This is a genomic window from Methylomonas sp. BG-2 (assembly GCF_057766305.1).
Map to the genome: position 1 here is coordinate 1 of NZ_JBYMAP010000298.1, position 4165 is coordinate 4165.

The following is a 4165-nucleotide window of genomic DNA, read 5'->3' on the forward strand; positions in this document are numbered from 1 at the left end:
GAAAGAAAAATCAACGCCAAAAACATTGGCAAACCGACAACAAATGTAACGTCCACACAAACAGCTTAGGCGAGTCTAACCATAAACGCAACCAAGGATCTAAACTGACGTTGGTTTTTCTCGCAAGCCCTATATATTCGAGCGAGGCCGGACCGAATAAATAATCCCGGAAAAGTACTCGCTAAAGTCAATAAGCCGGCTTCCGGCCAAATTTGCATCCAAGCCATAATTCCGCCAAGCTGCGGATTTACCCCGCCGCGATTAATTCTCCCCACCTTCCGCCGGATTTGGCTAGACTAAGTCTTCCAATCACCCATAAGCGGCGTATGCGGGAAGAAAGCAAAACCGAAGACCACAAGCTGGACATCCAGCGCATTATCCATTGGCTGGACGACGACGGCATGTTGTCGAAAGCGGACGTGGAAAAATGCCGCCAATACGCGGCCGCCAAGATCAACCTCAACAAGCATCCGTTGAAAATTTTGAGCGAGTGCGAATTGGCCGACCGCAGCCAACTCGGCAAACTGCTGACTCAGGAAGACCTGACCCAATGGCTGGCCAAAAAGCTGGCGCTACCCTACTACTATTTCGACCCGCTGAAAATCGACGTGCCCAGCGTTACCGCGATCTTCAGCAAGGCCTATGCGGTCAATTACAACATCCTGCCGATCAAGATCAACGACGAGGAAATCGTCGTCGCCACCGCCGAGCCCTTCATCCGCGCCTGGCAGCTGGACCTAGCCAAGATGCACCACGGCAAGATACGCTGCGTGTTCGCCAATCCGGACGAAATCAAACGCTATCTGGACGAGTTTTATAATTTCTCGCAGTCGCTGAAAGGTGCGCAAACCCAAAGCGAAGGACGCGGCGGCGGCCAGAATTTCGAGCAGCTGGTCGAACTCAGCAAAATGGCGGACCTGGACGCCAACAACCAGCACGTCGTCAATCTGGTCAACTGGCTGCTGCAATACGCCTTCGACCAGCGCGCCAGCGACATCCACATCGAGCCGCGCCGCCAACAAGGCAATGTGCGCTTTCGGATCGACGGCATCCTCCACCATGTGTACCAGTTGCCGATGCCGATCATGAATGCGGTGCTAAGCCGGCTCAAAATCCTGGGCCGGATGAACATAGCCGAAAAGCGCCTGCCGCAAGACGGCCGCATCAAGACCCAAATGAACGCCAAGGAAATAGAATTGCGGCTATCGACGATGCCGACCGCGTTCGGCGAAAAACTGGTGATGCGGATATTCGACCCGGAAGTGCTGCTGCGCGATTACGAACAGCTCGGTTTCAACAAACAGGAACTGGCGATCTGGAACCGGATGACCGGCCAGACCCACGGCATCATCCTGGTCACCGGCCCGACCGGTTCCGGCAAAACCACGACGCTGTATTCGACATTAAAACGGCTGGCGACACCGGAGATCAACCTGTGCACCGTCGAAGATCCGATCGAGCAAATCGAACCGGTCTTCAACCAGATGCAGGTACAGGCCAATATCGGCCTGGATTTTGCCAGCGGTATCCGCACGCTGCTGCGCCAGGACCCCGACATCATCATGGTCGGCGAAATTCGCGACCTGGAAACCGCCGAGATGGCGGTGCAGGCCTCGCTGACCGGCCATTTGGTCATTTCGACGCTACACACCAATAACGCCCCAGCCGCCGTCACCCGCTTGCTGAACCTGGGGGTGCCCGGCTATCTGATTCAACAAACCGTGTTGGGCGTGATGGCGCAACGTTTGATACGGGTGTTGTGTAAACAGTGCAAAACGCCGGTCGCGGTCGACGACGCCCAATGGCAAGCGCTGGTGTCACCGTTCCGGGTGGCGCCGCCCAAGCAAATCCAGCGCGCCACCGGCTGCAAGGAATGCCGCAACACCGGCTTCGCCGGTCGGATCGGCATCTACGAGATATTCGAGAACAGCCCGACCTTGGAAAAACTGATCGTCGAAGGCTGCGACACGGCCCTGCTGCAAAAACAAGCCATCAAGGAAGGCATGCGCCCACTCCGCCTCAGCGGCGCCGAAAAAGTCGCGGCCGGCATCACCACCATCGAAGAAGTCCTCCGAGTCGCGCCGGAGCGGATCGAGTTTTAAACCGACTATTCGCCGTCGCTCCGGATCGCGGACCAAGTCTAGTCGCGGATCAACAAACGAAAATAGCGTAGTCCATCAACCCATCCGATAAAACAATCGTTAAAGAAACGGCTCCTTTCCGAACGTTGTCAAGCGCGGAAATCGACCCAAAAGACAGCGTTGGCTATAAAATTCGATGTCAGTTTCGGCGCGAATCGAAGCCACGGATAGGACGTTAATAGGCGTTAGCCGCATTCATCACTTCGTTTTCGCTCCGTTTCCAGAATGTTAGCGTACGCGTTGGCTTATAAACCGGCGACGAAATGGGAAATCATCGAAAAGAGTCAAACGGAAGGAGTGTAGAGAAAAAACTCTCTGTGTTCAGAGTGTGGCTCAAGGAGGCAAATCCGTGTTAGGCGCAACAGGTACTACGCCTAACACGAGTGGAGGACAATTTTTAAACTCGAAGATTGATCTCAACCATTCCAGTCCTGCACTCCGCAAGCCGGTTTGCCCGGCAACGGAGCGAAAAATCCCCGCCAAACAACGATACGAACAGCTTAGGCCGCCACGCTGTTTTTACGACGGTTGACGCCAAACAAACTCAACAGAGCACCGCCGAACAACCAAGCCGCCGCAGGCAGTGGTACCGCCGCGACCGGAGCGATGCTCAGGTGACCTAAGGTCGTGCTCAGTTGCGCGCCGCTAGCACCCAAAAAGCCTGAATAGGAGAAGCCGCCGGCTTGATGGGCCGGGTCGGGCAGGAATTGTAGATCGCCGTCCAGCATGCCGGTTGTCGCTAGATTATCGACAACGTTTACCAGTTGGAACAAGGTATTGTCCGGAAAGCCGGGAGAGTGATCCACAAGGTTCCAAGTACCGCCGATTTTTTGCAAAGTCCAATCCTCGGATGACAGGTAGGTCGTCAGCGATGGAGCGGTAAACCGAAACGCACCGCTGAGACCGATTACACCGACGGACGAATTGCTGGTGTCCATCGTCGTCGCTTGGATAGTACCCGCGGTACCGAAACCGCCGATGACGATCGTCGAGGTATTGGTGTTGATCGGAGCCTCGAAAACCCCCGTGTATCCACTAATTGCAGTGCCTCCGGCGAGAGTACCGGTTATCATCGTATTGTTAAAAGACGAGTCGAAAAAAGTCGTGGGCGCCCATCCCGAGGCCAGAAACGATGAGTTCCAAGTACCATTTAGCGCGATGGTTGCGGTACCGGAGACCAACGCCGCGCTTGCGGTTTGCGGGGCTAAAGTCGTTGCAGCCAACACGATAGCCAAACCCGCGAGTTTTGTTTTCTGTATTGCGTTAAATTCCAGATTCATTTGAATACCTTATTTCAAAAAAGAACGGTTGAACGGTTAATTTTCTCAACTGCACGCTGCGTAACTTTAACTATGAAAGCTAAAGCAGTCCTAACCCAAAATGTCTTACTCGGCGTCCATACCCGTGACGTGCATGCAACCCGGCTATCTTGTCAATAAGACCCGTGGCTTTCCGGCCCTGCCTCGCGGCAGGTTTGGCTAGCGCTCAAATCAGAGCATCTACTAGAAAGCAATAAAAAGGCCAAAATAATTTTTATTTAACTTTCATAACCTTACAGCCGTTTATATACCATTCTTAAATCAAATAGATATCGTTGCTACGGGATTTCACACAGGCATTCCAGAATATGCGGCATATCCCCTAGCAGCGCCGGCGGTAAATAACTGGAAATGCCAGCAAAAAAGGCTGTTTCGCCTTATTAAGCGCAACGATCGACTAACGCTGAACTAAGGACGATGCGGCGAATTCATGCCGCGATCGAAAATTGTGCGGTGTCTAGGCGAATGGTCGGCAAGGTTCCCGCGCGAAGCTGGCAAAGAGTTTCTATCGGGGACGGTCGCGGGAGCTTTAACCGAAATTGATGAAGTTAAACAACCGGATGGCAATCGCATTCGCTACGGGCGAAAACGTTTCAATTCCACCGGCTCAGGGTAAGATGCGACCACGCCAGTGCCGACAGGGTTATTTCATATTCCTAACGAGCTTGTTAAGTAAACGGGTTACCGCATCCCCTTCTGACAAAT

General features: G+C 53.6%; 2 protein-coding genes and 1 riboswitch. Of the genes, one reads left to right on the forward strand and one right to left on the reverse strand.

Features of this window, described 5'->3' with window-relative positions; all coding sequences use genetic code 11:
- Window positions 1-326: 326 nt before the first annotated feature.
- Window positions 327-2102 carry a type IV pilus assembly ATPase TfpB gene (gene tfpB, locus AC3B8H_RS19075; protein WP_488443104.1) on the forward strand — a complete coding sequence of 592 codons (1776 nt, stop codon included), beginning with the start codon at window positions 327-329 and terminating at the stop codon, window positions 2100-2102.
- 539 nt (window positions 2103-2641) lie between these two features.
- Here the strand turns inward: tfpB and AC3B8H_RS19080 are convergent.
- Window positions 2642-3421, reverse strand: coding sequence for a hypothetical protein (locus tag AC3B8H_RS19080; protein ID WP_488443105.1), 780 nt, complete (start codon window positions 3419-3421; stop codon window positions 2642-2644).
- A gap of 131 nt (window positions 3422-3552) precedes the next feature.
- A riboswitch (cyclic di-GMP riboswitch) is annotated at window positions 3553-3630 on the reverse strand.
- Between the last annotated feature and the right edge of the window lie 535 nt (window positions 3631-4165).

Coding starts and splice junctions, on each gene's coding strand:
- tfpB (WP_488443104.1), top strand. CDS start 327: ATGCGGGAAGAAAGCAAAACCGAAGACCACAAGCTGGACATCCAGCGC.
- AC3B8H_RS19080 (WP_488443105.1), bottom strand. CDS start 3,421: ATGAATCTGGAATTTAACGCAATACAGAAAACAAAACTCGCGGGTTTG.